Origin of the sequence: Propionispora sp. 2/2-37, assembly GCF_001298735.1 — a bacterium.
Taxonomy (GTDB): Bacteria; Bacillota; Negativicutes; order Propionisporales; family Propionisporaceae; genus Propionispora.
Genome location: NZ_CYSP01000015.1, coordinates 19,289 through 39,663 on the forward strand (window position 1 = coordinate 19,289; position 20,375 = coordinate 39,663).

Sequence of the window (20,375 nt, forward strand, 5' to 3'; positions counted from 1 at the left end):
GTATGAGTATGAAAAAAGTAGTCAGTCTGGTATTTAGTGTATTGTTGCTGGCCGGGGTGCTGGCCGGCTGCGGTTCCAGTACCAACGAGACGAAAGCCGACCAGACGGCAAAAAGTTCTATTGAGGAAATTAAACAGCGCGGTACCATCCGCATTGGTGTGTTTAGTGACAAACCGCCGTTTGGTTTTGTCGACGCCAATGGGAAAAATCAGGGGTTTGACGTATTTCTGGCCAAACGGTTTGCCAAGGATTTGCTGGGTGATGAATCCAAGGTTGAGTTTGTGTTAGTGGAAGCGGCCAGCCGTGTGGAATTTTTACAGGCAAACAAAGTGGATATCATTATGGCTAATTTCACGGTGACGGATGAAAGAAAACAAAAAGTAGACTTTGCCAACCCGTATATGAAAGTAGCGCTGGGCGTGGTATCCCCATCCGGTGAACCCATTACTTCCGTTGAACAGCTAAAGGGCAAAAAGCTGATTGTCAATAAAGGCACTACGGCGGAGACGTATTTTACTAAAAACCATCCGGATATTGAGCTGTTGAAGTATGATCAAAATACGGAAGCCTTTGAGGCCTTGAAAGATAAACGCGGCGCTGCTTTAGCGCATGACAATACGCTTCTGTTCGCCTGGGCCAAGGAGAATGCCGGTTATACGGTTGGTATTTCAACTCTGGGCAGCCAGGATACCATTGCCCCGGCAGTCAAAAAAGGCAATAAAGAGTTGCTGGACTGGATTAATAACGAGTTAGAAACCCTGGGTAAGGAAAACTATGTTCACAAAGCCTATGAGGAAACCCTGAAACCGGCTTATGGCGAAACCATTAATCCGGAAGATATTGTCGTTGAAGGCGGCAAATTAAAATAGTTCATGCGTATAGACCAGACTGATAATGGCTATATAGCAGCGTGGCAAAGCACCCGTTCCCGGACTTTATGGTCCGGAAACGGGTGCTTTTATGCAGGCGGGGAATCGTTTATTTTCCGGCAGCTAAGCCGTCGGCAGGTACGCCCTGGTTATTTGTTTACTGCTGCGGCATCCGGTTCGGGATGGTTTGATTTTGCCAGGCCGGCGCTGCGGTCGTTCATTCTTTGCGTAATATCTCTGATATAGGGGGACGTCCCGCTCAGAATGTCAATAAAGGATTTTTGTTTGAAATCAAACAGATCCTTCGGGGAGTTATAACCGATAGCCTGACTCATCATTAAATAATCATCGGAAATATTGATCGGTATGCTCAGTGCGATGATTTCCCGGTTGAGCCTGCCCAATTCCTTCAGCATTGCCTTCATATTCATACCGTTTAACGTATAATCTACGGTACGCCAGAATTCAACCGGTTTAGAGACGGAATACTCGTAATTCATCCACTCGTAAACAAAGTTTTCTCCGAGTTTAAATCCGAATTCTTCTGTTTTCTCAAACCAGGTTGTTCCCGGGAATACTCCCGGCGGATTCACGATTACGGTATCCGGATTGGCTTCCCGGATTAAACTGACGTTGGCGGCAAACACTTCCTCCAGCGTTACGCCGGGAACGACTGGGCAGGGGTAAATCATGGACAGCACCACCTGGCAGGATTGCTTCTCGGCGGCAGCCGCCAGCTTGATGCAATGGATGGTGTCGATGATGTCCTTTCTTACCACTCCTTTGTTCATGATCTTGTCGTTGATGACATCGTGTCCGGTTTCTCCGCCTAAAAATACGGCTCTTAAACCGGAACGGATCATTAAGCGGTAGCTTTCATAGGTAGCCTCCGATACCTGCGCCGGCCGGGCAAACATGGAATAGTTGATTTTGATGGTGTTTGCCAGCAGCATTCCGGCGATTGACTTCCCATGGGCAAGCGGCGTTTCCGAACTGCTGAAGCGGAAGAACGCGATGCCGCGGCTGGTCATCGCCAGAATCTCGGCTTTAATTTCCTCCAGCGGCCGGGGAGTGTAATGAATGCTCTGCCGGGTATGGGAGCAAAAAGCGCATTTGTTCCAGGTGCAGCCGAGGCCGTCCACCAGCGTGTGAAACCACACCTTGTCGGCCATATCCACCGGCCGGTAGCGGGGGATGACGAAGGAACGGGCGTAAAAGTCGCCTGAGGCGCTGTAATGGCCGGTGCGAATCAACGGAGAAGGTCCGAACTGCTGCCGCACCCGGTCGAGAAACCCGGCTTTGTTTGCCGCCGTTTTTCTTATTTTCAGCAGCTCTTCCAGAATTTCTTCGCCAGGCCCCATAATAGCCAAGTCAAATTCTCCCTTAGCCAATACGTTTTCACCGTATACCTTGACATGGGGACCGCCGGCAATGACCGTAGTTTCCGGCAGCCTGGCCCGCAATTTCTGAGACAGCCGTTTGCTCCAGGCAAAAGGAGCCCCGCCCCATACCTTAATGCCGACAATAGGAACCTGGTCGGCAGCAGCAAGCTCGATAATGTTGTCAATGATTTTGTCCATATGCTTCTGCCGGAATGCTAAGCTGACGGTTTGCAGCGGCCAGGCCAGCAGCATCGACAGCAGCAATATCGGTCTAAATCGGTTTATTAGCGGTTTTGCCTGCCAATTGACCAGTGCGCGCAAAGTGGCAGCCAGCCAGTCAGGAACGCCGTCTTCAACGGCGGAAACCCGTTGCCCATCGGCAACATATATGGTGAACTGCCGGTCTTCCAGGTAGGTGCGGATCACGGCCAGTCCATTTTCCAGCGCGGCGTCGGAGGCAATCCGGTGCCGGGGGGCAAAACTGTTGACTAATATCAAATCGATAGCTTTAGACGGTGTGTTCATAGTAATATCTCCTTTATTAATAATTATAGGGACGGTTAGTGTTTTCGGTCGTAGTTGCCGCAATTTCCCGGGGAGCAAGCGAAAGCTGTTCCAGAGACTGTTGCGGGATGACCAGCAATTCCGATTCTTCCAGGGTAACGGCAGTAACGGCATCCGGCTGGAACCCGCTGCTGCCAATCCGCTCTCCGGCCCGTAATATCCGGGTTATACCGGCAGACCGGACGGCTATGCTGCCGGAAAGCAGCAGATATAAATCGTGGCAGTGCATATTTTCTTCCAGCAGCCAATCACCCGGCGTGCAGGAAAATACGGCGCCGGAAGCCAGCAGAGACATAAGCTCACCGGCAGGGACCTTCCGGAAACCCGGAAGGTCCGCTAGCGATTTTCCCAGCTTGCCGGCGATAAAATCCCACAGGTCCTGCGGGGAAGTTAAGCGGCTGTTAATAATTCTTGATACCGCCGGGAATAGCTCGGCAAATTTTTGGGCTGTTGCCGGATTGCCTGTCCGCTTGCGGGCTTGCCGGTACAACGGCGACCGGACGGTATGGAGATACTCGGTATCGTTCACGATAATGACGATGGGAACCAGCAAACCATAGCCTTCATCGCGGAAGTTAGGAGCAAAGCGCCTGAACCCTAATCGTTCGTATAAAGGAATCAGGCAGGGGTTGCAGCCGCCAAACCAAAACTGGATGTTTTGATCAGCTAAAATTTTATAAATTTCAGATAGGATCAGGTAAAGTGCTGTTGTGTTACGGAAATTTTTTCTGACAGCAAGCTTAGTGCAGAGAGAATATAAAAGAGTAGCATCATTGAAAGCGTTTTGAATAATACGCAATTTGAAAATATCTGCCATTTCCACAGGATAATTACCGGCTGTTGCAATTGTTAAACGGGCAGTGGCAATGATTGTTTTGTCGTTAGCCACATACAACAATATACTGCGGTCATCCAATTCGTCATAGAGCTGATTTTCTGCTGAGTGATTAATTATCGGCTTGGCCATTTCTTCTACATACACTTGATACCGCAGTTTATAGATTTCTTCCTTTTCCCAAGTATGGGTGGCGATGTGTACTTTAAATGTGTCACTGTCCCTTTCATTCCAGTCATTTTTTTGTGGAGCTTTCATAAGCATGTGTAAACACTCTCCTTCTTTAACTTTTTATTAGGTTGATTATTGACGTTTTTTAGAAGACATGGCCATCACCCGCCTTTCATAGAATGGTGTATGGTGAACCCTGAACGTATGTTTCAGGAGAAAACCCGGATAAACAAAAAGAAGCCCTGTATAGGGCTCCTTTATCATGCGAGTCAGAGTGATGAAAGCTATGAAGCTTTAAATATAATCCGGAAAGTGGTTCCTGTCGGTCCTGTTTCTATCTGGATGCTTGCCTGATGGTCATCGGCAATCCGGTATACTACAGCAAGTCCGATGCCGGTTCCATTTTCCTTGGTGGTCAAAAACGGTTTTCCGATGTTTTCCAGAACGTGGGGAGGAATGCCTTTGCCCTGATCCTGTATAACGAGCACCACTTCACCCTGGTCGTTGACCAAGGTGCGGAGAGTGACCGTCCCGCCCGGGTCCATGGCTTCCAGGGCATTGCGGACTAAATTTAAAATTAACTGGCGCATCTCTTTTTCGTCCAGCCGGATGTCCGGCAGCAGGGCAAGACAATAGCGGATCTCCTTGCCGGAGGCGTTGGCATTGGCGGTAATTAGAGGATGCAAATCTTCGATAATCTGATTTAATTGGCAGGGCTTTAATTCCCGTGCTTTGTTCTGGCAGAGGGATAAATATTCTTTGATAATCAGGTTGGAACGTTCCAGTTCACTGATCAATAAATTCAATTGATCTTTATACTGCGTAAAAGCGGGCCTTTTCAAAAAAAGCTGCAGATAACCCTGTACCGTTGTCAGGGGATTTCTGATTTCATGCGCCACATTGGCGGCCATTTGCCCGACGGTATTCAGCCTGTCCAGGCGGGAAACATCCTGTTCTAATTTCTTGCGGGTGGTAATATCGCGGATAATTCCCTCAAAACGGATACAGGCACCTTTTTTGTCATAAATCGGCACCGTACTCTGTTCTATCCAGATGAGCGCTTGATCCCGCCGGATAAAACGGAGGGTCAGCGGATGGTCCGCGTAAGCAGCCGGATTATGCAGCAGGGATTGCAGTAAAAAGGCATCGCCAGGATGAACCAGGGAAAAAAACATATCGGGATTTTGATAATAGTGCTCAGCGGGATAACCGCTCAGCTTTTCGATTGACGGACTGATATATTCGAAGGAATGCTCCGGTACCAGCCGGTACAGGTAAATGACATCGGCGGCGTTTTCCGCCAGCAGGCGATAGTGTTGTTCCTTAACGCTTAAATCGTGGAAGCTTTTTTCCAGGTACAGAATGAGAGTGCCCAACGAGATGATAAAGCGCAGCAGTCCGCTGATGAGAAAGCCCCAGGGGGCAAACCAGGTGACGGTAAGCAAGAAAGGCATGTCCAGCGTATGGATACCCAGACCGGCAAAAGCAAAACCAACGATATTTTTGCCCCAACTTTTAATTGGTAGGTTACGGATAAACCGAAAGCCATTCCAAAAATCAACACAAGCGACGAATATACACGAGGGAAGCAGTTGAAGAATAAACGGAGCTTTTAAATAAAAAGCAGTATCGGTAAATATAGTGACTGCCAAAGCCCAGTAAAACCAATATCTGCTCATTTTTCTTCCGAGAAATCTGCTGGTGGCATATGTGAGCAACAGATAGTTGAACATCACGATAAACAGTACAGTGGCAAACATCGGTGTAGACATCTGGTGAAAAGGAGTACTATATAGAAGGTTTATAATAAAATGAACCAGCCAGAAAATAGCCCACAATCCCATATAGTTCTGTCGATACAATGTATACAGGAAAAAATACACGCACGTTACGGCCAAGGTAGCCGAAACAGTGGCAATGATGGAAAGCTCGTAAAAAGTCATCGCGATACCCCGTTTATGTTATAAACGAATTTTATTTGCAGATGAATACCATATATTTAATTATACATGGATAATTGAATATTGGATATATTTTGTAATAAAACCTCATACTAAATAAATTGGTGTAGAGTTTTGCAGGCTTTGAGAACAGAAAGGAACCGAACTACTGTTTTACCTGAAAAAAAGGTAAAACAATTTAAAGGAGAGATAACTGTGGTTTGAAAATAGGCCGTTGGAAGCTTTAGAAAATAGACCTGGAAGGATAGGTTAAGTCGAAAAAGTCTTGACATTGAATTCAAAATATGGTAATATATCTTTAATTCAATTGAGGCTGATCAGACGAACTGAAGGCTAAAGATTTTCGTTAACGAAAATTCTTTAGCCTTTTTATTTTGGCTTTTTAGGATAAAACTGTTTTGGCAGTTTCCCTATTAAGTAAATGAATATATGGGAGGGATTCATATGAGTCAGATTGTGGTAAAAAATCAGCCGCCGGTTCTTAATGCCTGGCTCAAGAAAGAAGATTCCTGGGCAATGATTATCGCTTTAGGCTTGATTTTTCTTACGACAATTGCTTTTTTTGCAGGAGGAAGCGGATTTTTTAAAATTATGGCCGTCACTGTTCCAGGGTGGTCAGCTGCCGGTAAGCTGACTGCAGGGTTAGGAGAAAATCTAGCAGATCTTATCTATCTTTATTTATTTTTTGCAGTTGTACTCAGTATTGGCGCTCAGGTTATGGGTTATAGGGGCAAACGGCTTGCCGTCGGATTTGCTGCGGCGGGGTTTCCGGGCAGATGAGTTTCGGTTGTTTTTCGAATATACACGTCAATGGGGTGTATTATAACAGAAGAGTTGGCTGATCAGTCTACAGACCGAAGGCTAAGCAGATTCGTTCATGAATGTTGCTTAGCCTTTTTATTTTGAGGAGATGACAGAGAAAGAAGGTCAGACGAAAGTGAAGAAACTAATACCATGGCTGTCGGTATTGTCCGTTATACTGGCAATGGCCGTAGATGCCGGCATGGAGAATGCCGGCGGGCATATGCCGGCCCAACATCCGTATTTTATCTATTTACTGGGGCTCTTTGTGATAGCGCTTACCACGGTTACCATTGCCTCTTATGTTAACAGCAGGGCAAGAGCATGGCTTGAAGAAAAAAACCTGTTTATTGCTGTTACGGTTTTGTTCTTGAATGTACTGAATATCGTAACGAAAAAATTTGGGCTGCTGCCTGTGATATACTTTCCGTCGCTGGACAAGATACTGGGCGTCATTGTGGAGGACCGGGAATTTCTCGCTCTTTGCCTCGCTTCTTCCGGTGAACTTTTGTTCACGGGCTATGTTTTCGGAGCACTGGCCGGCTTTGCCACCGGCATTGCCGTGGGGTTCAGCAAGCCGGCAGCTTACTGGGTCAATCCGCTGATCCGGGTTCTGGGTCCTATTCCGCCTACAGCCTGGATTCCTCTGGTTTTAATCAGTTTTCCCACGACTTTTTCCGCCAGCGCATTCTTGATAGCGCTTGCCGTCTGGTTCCCCACCGCGGTTATGACCAGCAGCGGTATCCTGAATGTACAGAATGCCTACTTTGAAGTTTCCAGTACGCTGGGAGCCGGAAAGTACTGGCAAATCTTCAAGGTAGGCGTGCCTGCCGCTATGCCGCATATGTTTCTCGGTCTTTTTAACGGTACCTGCGCTTCTTTTATCACCCTGATGACGGCGGAAATGCTGGGCGTCAAGAACGGGATTGGCTGGTACATCAACTGGCAGAAGGAAATGATGGCTTATGCGAATGTATATGCCGGACTGATCCTGATTGCCATTACGTTTTACATATTGATTACGCTGCTGTTTAAGGTGCGGGACCAGGTACTGGTATGGCAGAAGGGGGTCATAAAATGGTAGGGGAGATCAGGATCGAGGGAGTTGTCAAACGGTTTCCCCGGCAAGGCGCCGACGATATTATTGCGCTCAGCGGTATCGACCTTACTATCGGGGCAGGGGAGTTTATTTCGCTCATTGGCCCGTCGGGCTGCGGCAAATCGACGCTGCTCCGGCTGATTGCCGGACTGAACGGTGCGGATGCAGGCAGGCTGCTTATTGACGGAGAGGAGATCAGAAAGCCCCATTATGAACGCGGCCTGGTATTTCAAAATCCGATGTTGTTCCCCTGGCTGAATCTTTACGACAATGTGGCTTTCGGACTGCGGGCCCGCCGCCTGTATAAACAGAACCGGGCGGAAGTAAATAAGTTCCTTGACCTGGTAGGCCTGTCCGCTTTCCATAAGTCGTATCCGCACCAGCTTTCCGGCGGGATGGCCCAGCGGGCGTCCCTGGCCCGGGCCCTGGTCAATCATCCCAAGGTGCTGCTGCTGGATGAGCCGCTGGGCGCGCTGGATGCTTTTACGCGGATGAATATGCAGGACGAATTGATCCGGATCTGGCAGGAGCAGAAAAACACGATGATTATGGTGACTCATGATGTGGATGAAGCCATCTACCTGTCGGACCGGATTATTGTTATGACGCCGCGTCCGGCCAAGATTGAAAGCTGCATTCCGGTCAGACTTTCCCGGCCGAGGGCCCGCGGCAATCCGGAGTTTCTTCAGCTGCGTTCCAAAATACTGGGGATATTGAATTTTGCCGGCAGTGTCAAAGAACCAAACTATTATTTATAAAGAGGTGAGCGTATGAAAGTAAGAAAGAAAATGGCCCTGATTGCGGTAACGGTGATAGCATCGCTGCTGCTGACTTCCTGCGGGCAGAAACCAGTTGCCAAAACGGAAGATTTTGTACTTAAGATCGGCTACAGCGGCAGTTTATGCGAAGCGCCCGTGCATATGGCCGTGGAAAAGGGGTATTTTGCCGAGGAGGGGTTAAAGGTTGATCTGATCAAACTGGCGCCGGGAACTTCATTTGAGGCGATTACCGCCGGCAAAATAGATGCCAGCTTTGGTTTGCTGGCCAGCCTGATGCAGCCGCTTTCCAACGGGCTGCCCATCAAAGTAACAACCGGTTTGCATACCGGCTGCGACAAGCTGCTTGTTCCCAAAGACTCCGGGATTAAAACCCTGGCGGATTTAAAAGGCAAACGTATCGGTGTTCCCAGTATGACCAGCAGCCCGATTATTTTTGCCAAACGGGCGCTGGCCGATGCCGGAGTTGGCGTAAGTGAAAAAAATATGCAGGTTGAATTTGCCGTGTTTAGTCAGAGTGATCTTCCCATTGCCCTGAAAAACGGTTCGGTGGATGCCATTGCGATCAACGATCCGACCGCTGCCGTGGCCCAGAAGGAGTATAATCTCAATACGCTGGTCGATTCGGCGGTGACCGAGCCGTACCGGCAGCAATATTGCTGCTCGGCCTTTGTCCGGGATGATATAGCCAAGAATCATCCGGAAATTGCGGCGAAATATACCCGCGCCATGCAGAAGGCCAGTGCCTGGATACAGCAAAACCAGGATGAAGCGGCAAAAATTCAGGTTGATAAGAAATGGGTTGCCGGCGATGCCGCATTTAATGCCAAGGTACTGAAAACCTACAACTATATCCCGTCGGTGAAAGGCGCTTACGATGCTTTCGGCATAACCGCCAAGCAGCTGCAGCAGGTTGGCATGCTGAATGATAGCGTGGATGTGGAAGCATTGCGTAAAAACAGCTTTGTATTTTTCGATGATGTTCCGGATACCGTTTCCCGGTAAAACGGTATCCGGTCAAGGCCCCAGGGTACATGCTGAGAGGATACAGCATTGCTATTCGGCGATGATTGTGTATAATTTAGGTAATCGGCCTAAAGGGGGAAGGTTATCGTGAATTTGTCTGTGCCGGAATCGTATTTACGCGCAGTTGCCTTATTACGTGAAGAAATGGGGAGTCATTGTGCAGGTTATCCGTTTTCCCTGCCGATTTTTGCCGAATTTGAGGAATTAGAATTTGATCCCTGTGTTACCATTCTTGTTGGCGAAAATGGAGCAGGAAAGTCAACCTTATTAGAAGCAATCGCTGTGGCATGGGGATTTAATCCGGAAGGCGGAACCCGGAACATGAGATTTTCGACACAAGATACGCATTCGGTCCTGTATGAATACCTCCGTCTGATAAAGGGGGTTAAAAAGCCGAAGGACGAATTTTTTCTACGGGCGGAAAGTTTTTATAACGTAGCAACTCAGGCCGATCATTATGATGTCAGCGGCTATTATGGCGGATCGTTGCATTCAAGATCTCACGGAGAGGCTTTTTTCGCAACGTTTATGAACAAATTTAAAGGCAAAGGATTGTATCTTTTAGATGAACCGGAAGCAGCCTTATCGCCAATGCGTCAAATGGCAATCCTGGCAAGAATTCATGAATTAGTTAAAAAGGAATCGCAATTTATTATAGCTACCCATTCGCCAATTATTATGGCCTATCCCGGAGCAAAAATATTACAGCTATCCGATCATGGCATAGAAGCTATTGCCTATGAAGCTACAGAGCATTATAGAGTTACGAAGCAATTTATGAATAATCGTGAAAGTATGTTAAGTATATTGCTGGAGTAGACAAGGCTCCTGCCCGGTTTGGTTACTTTTAGACCGGAGCGGATACAACTGTTTGTGCATACTAATTTTATTGACAGTAAATATATCCCAATTTATAATTAATTTAGCAGCAGTTAATGTGAAATAAATCACGTACAGGGGGTATATGGTAATGAAGAGATTTACAATTCCACGTGATATTTACTTTGGAAGGGGCTGCATGGAAGAAGTGGTAGGCAGCCTGACCGGAAATCGGGCAATGATCGTAACCGGCGGCAGTTCCATGCAAAAATTCGGGTTTCTCCGGCGGGTGGAAGCCAGTCTGAAACAAGCTAACATGGAAGTTAAGATTTTTGAAGGGGTAGAACCTGATCCTTCGGTGGAAACGGTTATGAGGGGTGCACAGGTTATGCGCGAATTTAAGCCGGACTGGATTGTTTCCATCGGCGGCGGCTCACCGATTGATGCGGCGAAAGCCATGTGGGTCTTCTATGAGCATCCGGAGTTATCTTTTGAGGATATCAAAGATCCTTTCTCCATTCCGACATTGCGGAAAAAGGCCCGGTTTATTGCTATTCCTTCCACCAGCGGTACAGCGACTGAAGTGACCGCATTCTCGGTAATCACAGATTACAATACTAAAATAAAATATCCGTTGGCTGATTATCATATTACTCCCGATATTGCCATTGTGGACCCGGAACTGGCTGATACGATGCCGCCGCAGCTTGTTGCCCATACCGGAATGGATGCTTTTACCCATGCGCTGGAAGCCTACGTGGCCACAGCACGGTCGCCGTTCACCAATCCACTGGCATTAGAAGCGTTAATCATGATAAAAAAATACTTAATCAAATCCTACCACGGTGACCAGGCTGCCCGTGAGCAGATCCATATCGCCCAGTGTCTGGCCGGTATGGCATTTAGCAATGCACTGCTTGGTATCACCCACAGCATGGCACACAAAATCGGCGCCCTGTTTCACATTCCGCACGGCTGCGCCAATGCTATTTTAATGCCCTATGTTATTGCCTTCAATAAAAAGAAAGCCCTGGAGTTATATGCGCAGGTTGCGGCTGCACTGGACCTGCCCGGTAATTCGGAAAACGAGAAAGTTGACAGCTTGATTGGCTATATTCGAAAGTTGAGTCAAGAACAGAACATACCTCTTTCTTTAAAAGAGGCGGGAGTAACGGCAGAACTGTTCGAACAATCCCTGGACAGCATTGCCGCAAATGCAGTTGCCGACCCCTGTACTTCTGCCAATCCCCGACCGGTTGACGCAGCGGCCATGAAAAAATTATTTACCTGTGCCTTTCAGGGGACAAATGTAGATTTTTAAGGTTAAACATAACAGTATCTTCAAAATTTCGTAAGCCTAAAATCCCGGTGCCGGTTTCCTCAAACGTAGGGTGAAGAGTTCCTGGACTAGATTGAATAATGAGGAAAAGGAAAAATAATAAAACGTCTTGAGTGTAAATATGCTCAAGACGTTTTATTATTTGCCTAGCAAGGGCAAATTTTATTCGATAAAACCACCAAATTATCAAAAATTTACCACAATTATATAGCGAAAACTAATAAACTGTAGCTGGTACTTGCATTAAAATGCTGGAGAGTGAATGAATGAAAAATTCAGAGATAATTAAGCAAATGACTTTGGAAGAAAAGGCCGGACTCTGCTCAGGTGCCGATTTTTGGCATACTAAAGCAATTAAACGGTTAGGAGTGCCGGCAATTATGCTGACGGATGGGCCGCATGGACTGCGTAAACAAGAAGGGACAGGGGATCACCTCGGCCTTGGTAAAAGTGTACCGGCAACTTGTTTTCCTACAGGGGTAGCCGTGGCAAGCAGCTGGGATACGAAACTTATCGAACAAATGGGCAGGGCGATTGGTGAAGAAGCAGCCTTTGAAAACGTCGGCGTGGTGCTAGGTCCCAGCATAAATATAAAGCGCAGCCCGCTTTGTGGGCGCAACTTTGAGTATTTGTCGGAAGACCCATACTTAACCGGGAAATTGGCAGCTGCATATATCAAGGGTCTGCAGGCAAACGGCGTTGGAGCCTCTGTTAAGCATTTTGCTGCAAACAATCAAGAGATGCGCCGTATGACTATCAATACCATTGTTGATGAACGTGCTATGCGGGAAATCTATCTGACTGCTTTTGAAATAGCAGTCAAAGAAGCCCGGCCTTGGACAGTCATGAGTGCCTACAACAAACTAAATGGCACATATTGCAATGAAAACACCTGGCTTATGAAGATTTTAAGAAACGAGTGGGGGCATCAGGGCCTTGTGGTGACCGACTGGGGGGCAGAGAATGAGCGTATAGACGGTTTGCTCGCCGGAAATGAACTGGAAATGCCTTCTTGCCAGGGGCAAAGTGATGCTAAAATAGTAGCGGCAGTCAAAGCCGGAATTCTGGATGAACAGGTATTGGATAAGTGCGTAGATAGACTGTTAACACTCGTCTTTAAAGTAAAGGCGAATCGAAAAACTGATAAAACCTACAGTAAAGAAGCACATCATGCTTTGGCCTGCCAAATAGCCGAACAATCGATGGTTTTATTGAAAAATGAGGATGAGTTTTTGCCATTGACCTCAAATTTGAAGATCGCCGTGATTGGAGATATGGCAAAACACCCTCGCTATCAAGGGGCGGGCAGCTCAGTCATTAATCCGACTCAGTTAAAAAACGCTTATGATGCTATAAAGGCACTAAGTGCAGAAATAAGCTGGGCACAAGGCTATCACCGGAAAACGGAAATTGTGGATGAGTGGCTTGTCCAGGAAGCCTGTGATATTGCCAGAGCAGCCGATGTGGTTTTAGTGTTTGTGGGTTTGACAGAAATATTTGAATCGGAAGGATTTGATAGAACGAGTCTTTGTTTGCCGCAAAACCAGAATGTTTTAGTTAGCGAAATCAGTAAAGTAAACAAGAATATTGTGGTGGTTTTATCCGGCGGAGCGCCTGTTGAGATGCCTTGGTTACATGAGGTTAAGGGGTTGCTGAATGCGTACCTTGGCGGACAGGGCGGCGGGACGGCAGTTGCAAATCTATTATTTGGCAAGGTCAATCCCAGCGGCAAGTTAGCGGAAACTTACCCATTATGCCTTGAGGATACCCCTTGTTACAACAACTACCCCGGTTCAGAACAGTGTGTCGAATACCGTGAAAGTATCTACGTCGGCTACCGCTATTACGATACGGCTAAAAAATCGGTTTTGTTTCCGTTCGGATACGGCCTTAGTTATACCCGATTTTCTTATTCAGATTTGACTATTGAAAAGCGAAAGATTGTTGATACTGAAACAGTAAAAGTATGTTTTAAAGTCAAAAATGCAGGGGCGTATGATGGTGCTGAGATAGCGCAACTTTATGTGTCCGCTGTGAAGAGCAGTATCTTCAAAGCCCAGAAAGAGCTTAAGGGCTTTAAAAAGGTATTTTTAAAAGTCGGTGAAGAAAAGAAAATTACCATAACGTTAGATAAACGCTCTTTTGCTTATTATGATATACGTTGTAAAGATTGGCAGGTAGAAAGTGGCGATTATAAAATTTTGGTCGGCGCGTCCAGCAGGGATATTAGGCTGGATAGTATGATTACTGTAACTTCAAGCACAGACTGGGTCCCTCCTGCCGAGGATAGAGAAGCAGCTGTCAGTTATACCAATGCAGATATTGTAAACGTATCTGACAAGGAATTTTCCGTTTTGCTTGGTTGTGAGACAGCGGCGGCAATGGATGAGGGTAAGGTTTTTACTGCCAATAGTACCATTGAGCAAGCAAGAGATACCTTTGTCGGTAAGATTATTTATAATTATGTGCAAAACAATATAATCAAAAAAGGGATTCAGGAAGCCGATACAAACAAAGTGATGAATGCCCAGGTTACACTGCAAATGCCACTGAGAGCATTCGGCCGGATGAGTGGCGGTATAATGAATGAACAGATGGTAGACGGCTTTGTAATGATATTGAATGGAAAACTGTGTAAGGGTATCTGGAGGCTGCTGAAGGGTGCTATACATAGGAAACATGTATGATACCGACTATGTTGGTTAGTAGAACAGATGATGTAGTCTGTCCTGTTGGGGGCAGGCTATTTTTCTTGGAGTGACGTGATCTGGGTTTTCCGGTTTGTCTAATTGTAGCCGTATTTGAAGAATATTACCAATTTCTAAAAAAAATACAATCAATAAATTTGTTGCGTGACTAGAATTAGGGTAAGCAGTTTTATGATACACTGTATTTTCCTCAAAAGGGTGGCGACAACCAGCTTGGAAAACAGGTATTTCTTTATGCCGCAGGTATTTGCCGCTAGTAATGGGAGGCTGACGATTGATTGTATAAGGTTACATTTGCAGAAAGGCATAAATATTTTATGAAAATGGCTATGGGGTTGTTAGGGCGGCTTTTAACAGCTTTACTGTGTGGAAGGAGGATTGTGTCAGATGAAAAAAAATAAGTTAAAGTATTGGCTTGCTCCGGCGGGTCTGGTATTGCTGTTATTGGCATTTACTGTACACAGCGGATTGCTGGCGGCCAATCAGTCAAAAGAAATGACCGTTACGGCAAAATCGGTTAGTGTCACTGTCAGTTCGGCCAGTATAGAAAAGAAAATCCCTAAGCTAACGCTGACCGGATCAATAGAAGCCGAGACCTCGGTAATCGTTAGCGCCAAAACAGTCGGTCGTGTGGAAAAGGTTCTGGTTGAGAACGGGCAGCAAGTACAGGCCGGACAGGAACTGGTTAGGCTGGAAAGCGTAGAATTGGCAAATAATGTGCGTAAAGCCCAGCAATCGATAGAATCTATGCAGGCCGCCTATGATAATGCCGAGGCTGATTATAATCGTACTTTGCAGGTGTATCAGCAGGGTGGTATATCGAAACAAAGTTTGGACAGCGCACAAAAGAGCCTGCGTCAGGCACAAAGTGAATTGTCCAGCGCTTATGCAAATTTAGATACGGCCAACAGCTTATATACCGACGCTGTTGTTGTTTCTCCAGTGTCCGGACGGGTGGCAGGCAAGTCGGTATCTGTTGGCCAGGTGATAGGGAGTACGGGAACTATGGGGAATTCGGCACAACTGATGACCGTTGAAAATATTCAGCAAGTATACGCTGTCGTTAACGTTGAGCAAAAGGATATGGGGGCAATTCAAGCAGGCATGGAGGCGGAAGTGACGGTTGATGCCTATCCGGGAGAAGTGTTTAAAGGAAGAGTAGAAGTGATTAACCCGGTTGCCGAAACTTCCAACCGCATGTTTAAAACCAAAATCAAACTGGACAACGCGGCCGGTAAATTAAAGCCCGGAATGTTTGTTAAAGTCAACATTGTCATTGGTGCTGAAACGCAAGTACTGGCCGTTCCGCAGTCTGCCATTTATCAGAAACAGGGACTGTACTATGTATTTGCTGCCGAAGGAGGAAAGGCCATTCGCAAGCTAGTGGAAATCGGTGAGTTATTAGGAGAAAAAATTGAAATTAAATCAGGCATACCGGAAAATACCAGAGTTGTTACCAGTAATATCAATAATTTAAAAGACGGCGATAGTTTGCTGATAGACGAATAAAGGAGCTCACAGATGATACTGACAAATATCAGTTTAAAACGGCCTGTATTTGCTTCGGTAACCATTTTGGCGCTGGTTCTCCTGGGGCTGGTTAGTTATACATCCTTGAATCTGGAAGAATATCCGGATGTAACTTTTCCGGTAGTAACAGTCACGGTGGAATATCCAGGTGCTAATCCTGAACAGGTCGACAGCAAGATTGTACAAAAGATAGAAGATGCGGTAAGCTCGGCTCAAGGGGTAAAGCATATTACATCAAATGCCTATGAGGGCATGGCCTATACCATTGTCGAGTTTACTCTGGAAACATCGCCTACTGTAGCGGCACAAGACGTGCGTGATAAAATTTCCAAGATCCGCGGCGATTTGCCGGATGATGCCGAAGAACCGGTTATCAGCCGGTATGATCCTACCCAACTGCCGGTTATTACGGTTGCCTTGACCGGTGACTTGACAATACGCGAAATGACCACGTTAGTGGATGACATCATTAAAAAAAGATTTGAAGCCATCAATGGTGTTGGGGAAGTTACTGTAAAGGGCGCTCTTACTAGAGAAATTGATATTAATCTTGATAAAGACAAGGTAGCTTCGTATGGATTAGCTGTTTCCGATATTCTTGCCAGTGTTCAGAGTGAAAACATGGAAGTGCCGGGAGGAAAACTGACGAAGGGCAACCGGGAAGTCAATATGAGGACAATAGGCAATATCACCGATGTTCGCGATTTTCTCAAAATACCGCTTGTCAAAAAAGATGGAGTGCAGCTTTATCTGGGGAATGTGGCCGATGTTAAGGATGGTACCGAGGAGATGGAAACGGTTGCCAAGTTTAATGGTAAACAGGCAGTCATGCTGGAACTGACCAAACAGTCGGGTGCTAATACCGTGGAAGTGGCTAAAGCCTCCCAAAAAGTATTGGAGGACCTACGCAAGGAAATTCCGCCAGGAACGGAACTGACTTTGGTTAAAGATAATTCAGAAAAAGTTCTGGAGTCGGTGGATGATGTATTATTCAATCTGGTAATCGGCGGGCTGCTGGCCGTTATTATCGTATTTATGTTCTTAGGCAATTGGCGCAGTACCATGATTAGCGGCATTACCATTCCGGCATCCATTATCTCTACCTTCTTTGCCATGAAGATTTTTGATTTTACCCTTAATGTAATGTCTTTGCTGGCGCTGTCCCTGGTAGTAGGAATTTTAATTGATGACGCAATTGTTGTTATTGAAAACATAGTAAGGCATATGGAAATGGGTAAACCGCGACTGCGGGCGGCTGCGGAAGCCACAGAAGAAATTGGCCTGGCGGTAACGGCTACTACCCTGACACTGGTAGCGGTCTTTACGCCAGTAGGCATGATGACGGGTATTGTGGGCCGGTATTTTAAACAGTTTGGTATTACGGTAGCCTTTTCGGTGTTGGTTTCTCTCTTTATTGCGTTTACCCTGACGCCCATGCTGTCGGCAAAGTATTTGGATATTGCCCACGGGGAAAATAAAAACTGGCTGGGGCGAATGCTTCATTCCTGGAATGCCGCTTTTGACCGGCTAACAGAAAAATACGGTATATTGTTACGAAGAGCTATGCAGCATCGATTGATTATCTTAGGTATTGTGCTGGTTTTATTTGTGGGAAGTCTGGGGTTAGCCAGCTTTTTGGGATCAGACTTTATTGCTAAATCCGATCAGGGTGAATTTACGGCTACGATCGATTTGGATGCCGGTACCAGTGTTGCAGGGGCAGCGGCTATTGCTGATAAAGTAACTGAGTATATGAAGGAAATACCGGAAATCGTGATTGTGCAAAGTACAGCCAGTGTAGATAACGTAAAGATATATGTGAAATTAACTCCAAAACAGCAGCGTCAACGCTCGATTACTGCAATTATCAGCGAGTTGCGGGAAAAAACCAGTCTCATGCCGGGAATAAAGGCAGCCTATTTGGAAGCCAGTTCCGGGGGAGAAGAGTACCCTGTCCAGATTGTTATCCAGGGAGAATCGGTTGACAAATTAGGTGAGATTGCTGATCAAGCGAAAACGATCATGGAACAGACCCCAGGTGCTGTCGATGTCGTGTCTTCGTATAAACCCGGTAAACCGGATGCGCAGATTGTGGTAAAACAAGAGCAGGCTGCAGATTTGGGTGTCTCAACATCCAGCATTGCTAGTACGTTGCGTACCATGTTTAACGGCACTACGGTCGGACAATATAAGGACGGTGACGACAGTTATGATATCGTTGTAAAGTTAAAAGAAGAAAATCGCACAGGCATTCAGGATGTCAGTGGAATTTATTTGGCAAGCTTGCATACCGACAGCAGCAATAAAGTCAACTTAATTCCCCTCTCACAGGTTACAAATACGGTATATTCTACGAGCCCAAGTCAAATTGACCGCTATGACCGTCACAAACAAGTGAAACTGACGGCGAATTTGCAGGGAGTTTCACTGGGAGAATTTAATACGAGAATTATGAATGACTTAAAGCAGATCGAAATGCCTCCAGGGTATCAGTTTGTGGCAATTGGCGAGGCAGAGCGTATGGGAGATACTTTCAGCGCCATGGTGGTAGCCTTGGTGTTGGCCGTCAGCTTTATCTTTTTTGTCCTGGCGGCTCAGTTTGAAAGTTATATTGATCCGTTTTCCATTATGTTGTCCTTACCCTTGGCCATTATCGGAGCTATTTTAGGACTGCTCGTCATGCACGGCACACTCAGCATTATGTCTATGATTGGAATCATCATGCTGATGGGGCTGGTGACGAAAAACGCTATTTTGCTGATTGATTTTGCCAAGCAGCGTATGGCGGAGGGAATTGAACGCAATGAGGCTTTGATTGAAGCCGCTCATATTCGTATGCGGCCCATTATGATGACTACCGCGGCCATGGTATTCGGTATGTTGCCGTTAGCCTTTGGCTTTGGTCCCGGAGCTGAAGCACGGGCACCGATGGCCCATGTTATTATTGGCGGTCTGATCACTTCTACTATTCTGACATTAGTAGTTATTCCGGTTATATATACTTTGCTGGATGATGCAAAGAGCCTGTATGTGAAACGTAGGGAGAGCATTTCATAACATACAGGAGTACCGGAGTTCAGACTGATTTAAATAGCAGCATAATGGCTTTGGGGGATTCAATAAATGATTATAAGGGGTGCTTTGATTGTGAAAATTACCAGTATTACCGATGTGAACGCTTTTATGAAGGCGGTTGATACCTGTCAAGGCAAAGTGGAACTTGTAACAGCAGAGGGCGACAGACTGAATTTGAAATCGAAATTATGTCAATACATTTCTATGGTCAAATTGGCTCATTTTGTGGCTGCATCGAATACTATTGATCAGACGAACGTTTTGAATGATATTGAAATTGTTATTACCAATCCAGATGATATACCCCTGTTAACTCCCTATCTCACTGTAAAATAATTTATTTACATCTTAATGGAATTACTCAAATATACTTTTTGTAGAAAATGAAGGCAAAATAAATCGTTACTAAATGAAGATATTTCATTTAGTAACGATTTGTCTTCCCAGGGAGGTTACTTTAACAGTAACCCTATTGAAATTCCGGACTCATGTCCTATTATTGAGCTTGCGCTACGATGTCTTGCCAAGCAGTTTGCAGGGCATTATAGGCATCATCTGAATCGGGCAGTTTAGAAACCTTAGTGGCGTCGGATGTTTTCAGCAACTGGTCGGAATAGGTGTTAGCGTCGTCAAGCAATTTTTTAAAAGACGTTTTTTGGGCATCCGGTACATAAGCTAATGAATCATAAGTAAGCTCAACTTTAACCATCTGATTATAGTATGGAGTAAGTTTAGCGCTTGTTACTTCCCCGTTTTCCAGGGTTACAGTCAGTTTATAAGAGATTTTCCAATCATTAACAGGTGTAGTAGCAATATAAGTACCATCAATTAACCCCTCCGCACTTACCAGCCCGGTAAAATACGTCATAAGTAAAATAAATGTCATGGCCAACACTGTAATCCTTCCAAATTTTTTCATGAGAACTCCTCCTCTTATTATTAGCAAATCAGTAGGGCAGCCAGGATTTTGTCAAGCGGATTATTTTATTGTCAAAGTACCTGGGAAGTCATTTCAAGTTAATTGTATTAATTTTCGAAAAATACTGTTAGGATTATTTTTATGATTTGGTAATTTCTGAGTATGTTAGGTTGAAATTTTAAGATACAGCGGATAGTATGTGGCGGTTGTGCTTTTATGAAAGGGTGATTAGATGGAGGAGTATCAGAAACTATGCCGTTTTTTCTTTGAAGCGACCCGTCTGCCCTTGGCTGTATGTGACGGAGAGGGCCAGGTACAATTTTATTTTCCGGAAATCTCCTTACAATTGATTCCTGCTGGCACTAAAATCTATATTGATGAATATAGGGAAAGAAATTTGCATATGTACCAGCCGCTCATTAAAAATATCAAATCCCGGTACTTTTTTACGTCATAGTAATGGGAAATAATGAGTAGGAGGCAAAAAATGAAGCCAATTGC

Annotated in this window: 15 protein-coding genes; 11 read left to right on the forward strand and 4 right to left on the reverse strand. The window is 45.7% G+C overall.

What is annotated here, in order from left to right:
* Positions 1–2 precede the first annotated feature (2 nt).
* The gene (locus tag P22_RS15535) at positions 3–869 is read left to right on the forward strand and encodes a cysteine ABC transporter substrate-binding protein (protein WP_304437577.1); all 867 of its coding nucleotides are present in this window, start codon (positions 3–5) and stop codon (positions 867–869) included.
* A 149-nt stretch (positions 870–1,018) separates the two neighbouring features.
* Here P22_RS15535 and P22_RS15540 read toward each other — a convergent pair whose 3' ends face one another.
* The 3 genes from P22_RS15540 to P22_RS15550 all read right to left on the reverse strand — a co-directional run bounded on the left by P22_RS15540 (position 1,019) and on the right by P22_RS15550 (position 5,764).
* Positions 1,019–2,776 (reverse strand): B12-binding domain-containing radical SAM protein, encoded by a 1,758-nt coding sequence (locus tag P22_RS15540; RefSeq protein ID WP_054261146.1) that lies wholly within the window; start codon positions 2,774–2,776, stop codon positions 1,019–1,021.
* Positions 2,777–2,792: 16 nt separating this feature from the next.
* Positions 2,793–3,914, reverse strand: a complete 1,122-nt coding sequence (locus P22_RS15545; RefSeq protein ID WP_054261147.1) for an N-acyl amino acid synthase FeeM domain-containing protein — start codon at positions 3,912–3,914, stop codon at positions 2,793–2,795.
* A 191-nt stretch (positions 3,915–4,105) separates the two neighbouring features.
* Positions 4,106–5,764: an ATP-binding protein gene (locus P22_RS15550; protein WP_054261148.1), complete on the reverse strand. Its 1,659-nt coding sequence runs from the start codon at positions 5,762–5,764 to the stop codon at positions 4,106–4,108.
* Positions 5,765–6,226: 462 nt separating this feature from the next.
* Here P22_RS15550 and P22_RS15555 point away from each other — a divergent pair, with 462 nt between their 5' ends.
* From P22_RS15555 to P22_RS15600, 10 genes are all read left to right on the forward strand, one after another.
* Complete coding sequence (locus P22_RS15555) at positions 6,227–6,562, forward strand: hypothetical protein (RefSeq protein ID WP_054261149.1); 336 nt, start codon at positions 6,227–6,229, stop codon at positions 6,560–6,562.
* 157 nt (positions 6,563–6,719) lie between these two features.
* Positions 6,720–7,667, forward strand: a complete 948-nt coding sequence (locus P22_RS15560; RefSeq protein ID WP_054261150.1) for an ABC transporter permease — start codon at positions 6,720–6,722, stop codon at positions 7,665–7,667.
* The gene (locus P22_RS15565; RefSeq protein ID WP_054261151.1) at positions 7,661–8,440 is read left to right on the forward strand and encodes an ABC transporter ATP-binding protein; all 780 of its coding nucleotides are present in this window, start codon (positions 7,661–7,663) and stop codon (positions 8,438–8,440) included. The genes P22_RS15560 and P22_RS15565 overlap by 7 nt, the downstream gene beginning before the upstream one ends.
* A gap of 12 nt (positions 8,441–8,452) precedes the next feature.
* Positions 8,453–9,463, forward strand: a complete 1,011-nt coding sequence (locus P22_RS15570) for an ABC transporter substrate-binding protein (RefSeq protein WP_054261152.1) — start codon at positions 8,453–8,455, stop codon at positions 9,461–9,463.
* Positions 9,464–9,628: 165 nt separating this feature from the next.
* On the forward strand, positions 9,629–10,303 hold the full coding sequence (locus P22_RS15575; RefSeq protein WP_054261208.1) for an AAA family ATPase: 675 nt from the start codon (positions 9,629–9,631) through the stop codon (positions 10,301–10,303).
* Between the two features lie 151 nt (positions 10,304–10,454).
* Positions 10,455–11,624, forward strand: a complete 1,170-nt coding sequence (locus P22_RS15580; RefSeq protein ID WP_054261153.1) for an iron-containing alcohol dehydrogenase — start codon at positions 10,455–10,457, stop codon at positions 11,622–11,624.
* A gap of 284 nt (positions 11,625–11,908) precedes the next feature.
* Positions 11,909–14,329, forward strand: a complete 2,421-nt coding sequence (locus P22_RS15585; protein WP_054261154.1) for a beta-glucosidase — start codon at positions 11,909–11,911, stop codon at positions 14,327–14,329.
* 408 nt (positions 14,330–14,737) lie between these two features.
* Positions 14,738–15,859: an efflux RND transporter periplasmic adaptor subunit gene (locus P22_RS15590; protein ID WP_054261155.1), complete on the forward strand. Its 1,122-nt coding sequence runs from the start codon at positions 14,738–14,740 to the stop codon at positions 15,857–15,859.
* A 12-nt stretch (positions 15,860–15,871) separates the two neighbouring features.
* Positions 15,872–18,937: an efflux RND transporter permease subunit gene (locus tag P22_RS15595; protein WP_054261156.1), complete on the forward strand. Its 3,066-nt coding sequence runs from the start codon at positions 15,872–15,874 to the stop codon at positions 18,935–18,937.
* A gap of 66 nt (positions 18,938–19,003) precedes the next feature.
* A complete protein-coding gene (locus tag P22_RS15600) occupies positions 19,004–19,291 on the forward strand; it encodes a hypothetical protein (protein ID WP_054261157.1) in 288 nt (95 codons plus the stop codon).
* 160 nt (positions 19,292–19,451) lie between these two features.
* Here the strand turns inward: P22_RS15600 and P22_RS15605 are convergent, their stop codons facing one another.
* Positions 19,452–19,874, reverse strand: a complete 423-nt coding sequence (locus P22_RS15605) for a hypothetical protein (protein WP_054261158.1) — start codon at positions 19,872–19,874, stop codon at positions 19,452–19,454.
* Positions 19,875–20,375 lie beyond the last annotated feature (501 nt).

Coding starts and splice junctions, on each gene's coding strand:
- P22_RS15580 (WP_054261153.1), top strand. CDS start 10,455: ATGAAGAGATTTACAATTCCACGTGATATTTACTTTGGAAGGGGCTGC.
- P22_RS15570 (WP_054261152.1), top strand. CDS start 8,453: ATGAAAGTAAGAAAGAAAATGGCCCTGATTGCGGTAACGGTGATAGCA.
- P22_RS15565 (WP_054261151.1), top strand. CDS start 7,661: ATGGTAGGGGAGATCAGGATCGAGGGAGTTGTCAAACGGTTTCCCCGG.
- P22_RS15600 (WP_054261157.1), top strand. CDS start 19,004: ATGATTATAAGGGGTGCTTTGATTGTGAAAATTACCAGTATTACCGAT.
- P22_RS15550 (WP_054261148.1), bottom strand. CDS start 5,764: ATGACTTTTTACGAGCTTTCCATCATTGCCACTGTTTCGGCTACCTTG.
- P22_RS15590 (WP_054261155.1), top strand. CDS start 14,738: ATGAAAAAAAATAAGTTAAAGTATTGGCTTGCTCCGGCGGGTCTGGTA.
- P22_RS15575 (WP_054261208.1), top strand. CDS start 9,629: ATGGGGAGTCATTGTGCAGGTTATCCGTTTTCCCTGCCGATTTTTGCC.
- P22_RS15540 (WP_054261146.1), bottom strand. CDS start 2,776: ATGAACACACCGTCTAAAGCTATCGATTTGATATTAGTCAACAGTTTT.
- P22_RS15555 (WP_054261149.1), top strand. CDS start 6,227: ATGAGTCAGATTGTGGTAAAAAATCAGCCGCCGGTTCTTAATGCCTGG.
- P22_RS15535 (WP_304437577.1), top strand. CDS start 3: ATGAGTATGAAAAAAGTAGTCAGTCTGGTATTTAGTGTATTGTTGCTG.
- P22_RS15595 (WP_054261156.1), top strand. CDS start 15,872: ATGATACTGACAAATATCAGTTTAAAACGGCCTGTATTTGCTTCGGTA.
- P22_RS15605 (WP_054261158.1), bottom strand. CDS start 19,874: ATGAAAAAATTTGGAAGGATTACAGTGTTGGCCATGACATTTATTTTA.
- P22_RS15585 (WP_054261154.1), top strand. CDS start 11,909: ATGAAAAATTCAGAGATAATTAAGCAAATGACTTTGGAAGAAAAGGCC.
- P22_RS15545 (WP_054261147.1), bottom strand. CDS start 3,914: ATGCTTATGAAAGCTCCACAAAAAAATGACTGGAATGAAAGGGACAGT.